6 protein-coding genes are annotated in these 5,409 nt (G+C 40.9%); 4 read left to right on the forward strand and 2 right to left on the reverse strand.

Annotated elements, in window-relative coordinates; genetic code table 11:
• Window positions 1–159: 159 nt before the first annotated feature.
• On the reverse strand, window positions 160–912 hold the full coding sequence (gene fkpA, locus I6F48_RS20945; protein WP_197120231.1) for an FKBP-type peptidyl-prolyl cis-trans isomerase: 753 nt from the start codon (window positions 910–912) through the stop codon (window positions 160–162).
• A 215-nt stretch (window positions 913–1,127) separates the two neighbouring features.
• Between fkpA and I6F48_RS20950 the strand changes: the two genes are divergently transcribed.
• Together I6F48_RS20950 and I6F48_RS20955 are read left to right on the forward strand one after the other, a co-directional pair.
• A complete protein-coding gene (locus I6F48_RS20950; RefSeq protein WP_197120232.1) occupies window positions 1,128–2,126 on the forward strand; it encodes a WD40 repeat domain-containing protein in 999 nt (332 codons plus the stop codon).
• Complete coding sequence (locus I6F48_RS20955) at window positions 2,113–2,328, forward strand: SlyX family protein (protein WP_007378900.1); 216 nt, start codon at window positions 2,113–2,115, stop codon at window positions 2,326–2,328. The genes I6F48_RS20950 and I6F48_RS20955 overlap by 14 nt, the downstream gene beginning before the upstream one ends.
• Window positions 2,329–2,360: 32 nt before the next feature.
• Here I6F48_RS20955 and I6F48_RS20960 read toward each other — a convergent pair whose 3' ends face one another.
• The gene (locus tag I6F48_RS20960) at window positions 2,361–2,564 is read right to left on the reverse strand and encodes a YheV family putative zinc ribbon protein (RefSeq protein ID WP_007378899.1); all 204 of its coding nucleotides are present in this window, start codon (window positions 2,562–2,564) and stop codon (window positions 2,361–2,363) included.
• A 132-nt stretch (window positions 2,565–2,696) separates the two neighbouring features.
• On the opposite strand from I6F48_RS20960, the gene I6F48_RS20965 reads away from it, so the two are divergent.
• Together I6F48_RS20965 and I6F48_RS20970 are read left to right on the forward strand one after the other, a co-directional pair.
• Window positions 2,697–4,619: an ATP-binding cassette domain-containing protein gene (locus I6F48_RS20965; protein WP_197120233.1), complete on the forward strand. Its 1,923-nt coding sequence runs from the start codon at window positions 2,697–2,699 to the stop codon at window positions 4,617–4,619.
• Complete coding sequence (locus I6F48_RS20970; RefSeq protein WP_165741370.1) at window positions 4,603–5,025, forward strand: TIGR02444 family protein; 423 nt, start codon at window positions 4,603–4,605, stop codon at window positions 5,023–5,025. The genes I6F48_RS20965 and I6F48_RS20970 overlap by 17 nt, the downstream gene beginning before the upstream one ends.
• Window positions 5,026–5,409: the final 384 nt, after the last annotated feature.

Consider the following 5,409-nt stretch of genomic DNA (forward strand, 5'->3'; position numbering starts at 1 on the left):
AGTGTTGCTTGCAGTGCTTGTTCTATATTCACAAAAAAATCCGTAGTTAGTTTCCTAACTACGGATTTTGCATGATCGTTTGGATCGGTCAACCTGTCATTTTCTTAACTGATCGGCATTAGACCTAAGGTCCCTTTTTGCATTTACACAATAAGCTTATTATTGTGCTGGTGCTTCTTCATTTTGAATTTCAAGTAATTCAACTTCAAATACAAGTGTTGAATTAGCTGGAATCTTACCTAAGTCGCGGTCGCCGTAAGCAAGTTCTGAAGGAATAGTGAACTTGTACTTAGAACCCACTGACATAAGTTGTAAACCTTCAGTCCAACCAGCAATTACGCGGTTAAGAGGGAAAGTTGTAGGTTCGTTACGTGCATATGAGCTATCAAACTCAGTACCGTCTAATAAAGTACCTTTGTAGTGTACTTTAACTACGTCTGTTGCTACTGGCTTTTCGCCATCGCCATCGCCTTCGCTAAGTACTTCATACTGCAGGCCAGACTCAGTTACTGTAACGCCTTCTTTTTTAGCGTTGTCAGCTAGGTATTTAACACCCGCTTCTTTGCTTTTTTCAGACTCTACTTTTGCTTTTTCTTCTTGCTTAGTACGTACTGATGTATCTAGTTCAGTTAATACTTCGCGAATTTTTTCTTCGTCAATTTTTGCATTACCAGCAAGTGCATCTTCAAAACCACGGATTAGAAGTGCTTGGTCTAGCTCAATACCAATTTCTGTTTTGTCTGCTAGGTCTTTATTTAAAAAGTTACCTACAGATGCACCAATACCGTATGCTTGTTGCTGTTCTACAGTGTCTAATTTAACTTCAGCTTGTTCTTTTTTTGCTTCTTGATTACAAGCTGTAAGCGCTAAAACTGACGCTGCAATCAATGACAATCTAATCGTCTTTTTCATTTTAAATCTCCGACACACTTTGCAGTTGTCATTTTAATGTATTATTACTAGTTAAAGATTAACGGCCCACATGATAGGCTGCTTGTTTAATGACTAAATTCCACATTGTTAGCTAAACTAAAAACATATCCAGTGATTAGACAAACAACCTAGGCATTTAACGCGTCCTAGTCTAACCTCTCAGTCACTAAGAGTTAAGGGGAAATACCTGTAATATGTCGATATTTCGTACTTTTTTAATCGTATTTAGCTGTTTTTTAGCCATCGCCTGTACCGATAAAAAGCAACACGCTGTAGCAAGTTACGAACATGCTGCACAAGGTGCGTTTTCATCAACACTTTCAAACGATGGTAAATACAGTTTGATCTCCTCTATCAACCATGGGGTCGCCCTGTGGGATAATCAACAGCAGGTACTAAAATACCAATGGTTTCAGCAGCAAGCTCAAGACAGTTTGGTATACGCCGTTGCTATTGCTTTTGATAACAGCGTGGCTGTTACCGCCGAAAAAACCACGTTTGCTGTGTGGGATATAGCCACAGGCAAAAATAAAGGTTATTACAAAATACAAAAAGCCAGTATTCGCGATATTGCTATTAGCAATCAAGGCCGTAGTGTTTTATACGGCCGTAGCGACGGCGTTGTCGTATTTGTAAACCTAGAAACCGGACGTCGTATTGAGTTTTTAGGTCATCAAGATAAAGTTAACACCGTTGACCTATCACCTAACGGACGCTACGCCTTAAGTGGCTCTAACGATTATGTTGCTTACTTTTGGGATACACGTACAGGGCAAGTAATTCATCGTTTTAATCACCCAACGCGTGTTACCCAAGTGACGCTCGATCCACAGGGTCGCTATGCGTTTACGGCCGACAGTATGGCACAAGCAAATGTATGGAAGCTGACTACAGGTGATCTTGTGAGTAAACTGAAGTATATTGCGCGTCAGAAAATTTTTACTGCTGTGCGTTTTAACGAACAAGGCACTTTGCTTGCAACCGGCTCGCCAAATAAGCGCGTAGATTTGTGGCAAATACCAAGCGGTGAAAAGATTCAAACTTGGCAGGTTACCCCGCGCGAAGGCAGTAAGCCTAAATCGGCGGTGGTGCTAGATGTGACATTTACAGATAACGGTAAGTCGTTGTTAACCGAAAGCTCCAGCGGTATCGCAGAGCGATTTATTATACGAGAGAATAATGAACACAATTGAACATCGCTTAATGGAACTTGAAGCCAAAGTGGCTTTTCAAGACGAAACGATTGAAGTCTTAAATGATGAAATAAAAGTGCACCAGCAACTGTTAGCAAAAATGAAACGCCAAACTGAGCTGCTAGCAGAGAAGATTAAAGAGTCGCAGTCATCATCGTCTATGATGTCTGAAGCACCTGAGCCGCCTCCACCGCATTACTAAAACCGGTAAAAATTAGGCAATAAAAAACCGGGTTAGTCGCCCGGTTTAAATACACCAATTACTTGTTCAAATTGGCGAGTAGACGCCTGAACAGCGTTATCGGGTTGCGCCATTTTATGACCACACTCAACACACTCTACTTTTTCAACATCATGTTCTCTGTATAGCATCATAGTATCCATGGCTTTGCAGTCAGGGCACGATGCACCAGCAATAAATCGCTTCTTTTGTCTCACAACATTTTTCCTGTGGTTTGAACTGCCGCTATTTTATCGTATAACTTCACTTGTTGATACGCTTGATAAGAGCATTAAGTTCTATGTTATGATAGCGCCAACTTAACAAGGGCACAGCAAAGTAACGCATTCATGATCCAAATCTCAGAAATAGAACTACTTCGTGGCGGTAAAGCCTTATTAAAAAACGCATCAGCTACGTTATTCCCAGAGCACAAAGTAGGCCTTGTTGGCGCTAATGGCTGCGGAAAATCAACGTTATTTGGTTTACTAAAATCAGAACTGCAATTAGATGCCGGTAACTGCAGCATTCCAAAAGATTGGTCTATTGCCTCTGTTAAGCAAGAGACACCTGCACTTGAAATAAGCGCGATTGATTATGTACTTCAAGGCCACCCAGAATACTACGCAATGCGCATAGCACTGCGTGAGGCCGAGAAAAACAACGATGGCGACACACAAGCCAAAGTACATATTCAGCTTGAAAACATTAAAGGCTACAGCATTGAATCAACCGCCGGTGAGCTATTACACGGCTTAGGCTTTGCCAATAACCTTATAGAAAACCCTGTCAGCTCATTTTCGGGTGGTTGGCGTATGCGTTTAAACCTTGCCCAAGCATTAATACGCGACGCCGATTTACTACTTCTTGATGAGCCAACAAATCACCTTGATTTAGATGCCGTTTATTGGCTTGAGCGTTTTTTACGTGCTTATACCGGCACCCTTGTACTTATATCACATGACCGTGAGTTTTTAGATGCGGTGGTTGATCAAATTTGGCACGTAGATAAGCAGCTTATTAACGTGTACAAAGGTAACTACTCGCAGTTTGAACGCCAAAAAGCAGAGCGCTTGCTACAACAACAAGCGATGTTTGATAAGCAACAAGATCAAATTGCGCACCTTGAGCAGTTTATAACGCGCTTTAAAGCAAAAGCCAGTAAAGCTAAACAAGCACAAAGCCGTGTAAAAGCACTTGAACGCATGGAAAAACTAGCGCCAGCACATGCCGACTCGCCATTTAACTTTGAGTTTGCAGAGCCAAAAGCATTACCAAACCCACTAATGACAATAGATAAAGCCAAAGCGGGTTATGGTGACGTCACTATTTTAAATAATATAGAGCTAAACCTTGTACCAGGTAGCCGAATTGCTTTACTTGGTCGAAATGGCGCGGGTAAATCAACGTTAATTAAACTGCTTTCTGGTGATTTAGAGCCGCAAGCGGGCGAAGTTATTCAGCACCATGGATTAAATATTGGTTATTTTGCGCAGCATCAGCTTGAATCTCTTGATTTAAAAGCCAGTGCAATAACGCACATACAACGACTAGACCCAAAAGCCACTGAACAATCACTACGTGACTTTTTAGGCGGCTTTGCCTTCATTGGCGATAAAGCGCTTGAGCCTGTAGCCCCATTTTCGGGCGGCGAAAAAGCACGTTTAGTACTTGCCATGTTGGTATATCAAAAACCAAACTTATTACTACTCGATGAGCCAACTAACCACCTTGATTTAGAAATGCGCCATGCACTTGTTATGGCACTACAAGGTTTTGAAGGCGCTATGGTTACCGTATCGCACGATCGCCATATGCTTAAAAATACCGCCGATGAGTTTTACTTAGTAGATGACGGCAAAGTAACCCAGTTTGGTTACGACCTAGATGCATATTACCAATGGCTACTTAATGCGAATAAAGAAGCGATTAAAGCGCAGCAAACCGACGAGCCTAAAGCAAACCCAGGTGTTAATCGTAAGGAGCAAAAGCGCTTAGAGGCTGAGTTTAGAAAAGCCATTCAGCCACTTAAAAAGCAAATTGAAAAGCTTGAAAAGCAACTCGATAAATTCACCGCTGAATTAAGTGAAGTTGAAGTGACCTTAGGTGATAACGAACTGTACAACGACGACAACAAAACCAAGCTTAAAGAGTTATTAGCCAAGCAAGCAACCCTTACGCCAAAACTTAACGACGTTGAAGAAGAGCTTCTTATGGCACTTGAAGAAATGGAAGAAAAAGAACAGGCATTCACCGATGAACTTGCTCAATAGCGACCATTTTTGGCAGTTTGCGTGCACTTTGTACGCAAAGCCTGAGCAACAAACAACCTTGCTGGCACTACAAAACCAGCAAGGAAAAAACGTTAATTTATGCTTATTGCTACTTTATTTAGATTCATTAAATTTAAGTATTAATACCCAACAGCTAAATGAGTTAACGCAAGTAGTTAGTGAATTTGATACTTATGCATTACAGCCTCTGCGCGCTGCTCGTAGCTATTTAAAAGCTAACCAGAATACGATAAGTGATTACGCCACAATACGCGCAGAGTTACTAAGCACTGAGCTAAAGCTTGAAAAACAACAGCAACATATGTTGATTGAAGCAGTAAATGAGTTTGAATTAATCGAGCATGCAGAACCAAACAATATTGAGCTGTATATGAAAGCCACTTAGGCTGCGACTTTTTATACCCTCCTCCACTGCTCATTCTATTTTCTTTGTGCAAAAAACCTTTAAGTAAATAATTCACAAAGAGGTTAAGAGGCGCTTCGCTTTTAGAGGAAAACAAACTAGATTACTTAGATAAAAATATAAATATTGAGCGGTTGTTTAGCTCAGCATTTTATTACCCTGCCCTAATTTTCTTCTCTTTTTCTTCTTTTTGCGCAAAGACCTTTAAGTAATTTACTCACAAAGAGGTTAAGAGGCGCTTCGCTTTCGGAGTTTTTCAAGTTAGTTGTCGCATCAAATTAAATTTTATGCCGCCCGCATTGCTTCTTTTTTCTCTGGATTTAAATTTACTTCATTGATCATCGTCCAATCTCGAGACTTTCCTGA

This window comes from Pseudoalteromonas sp. SWYJ118 (assembly GCF_015864505.1).
Taxonomy (GTDB): domain Bacteria; phylum Pseudomonadota; class Gammaproteobacteria; order Enterobacterales; family Alteromonadaceae; genus Pseudoalteromonas; species Pseudoalteromonas arctica.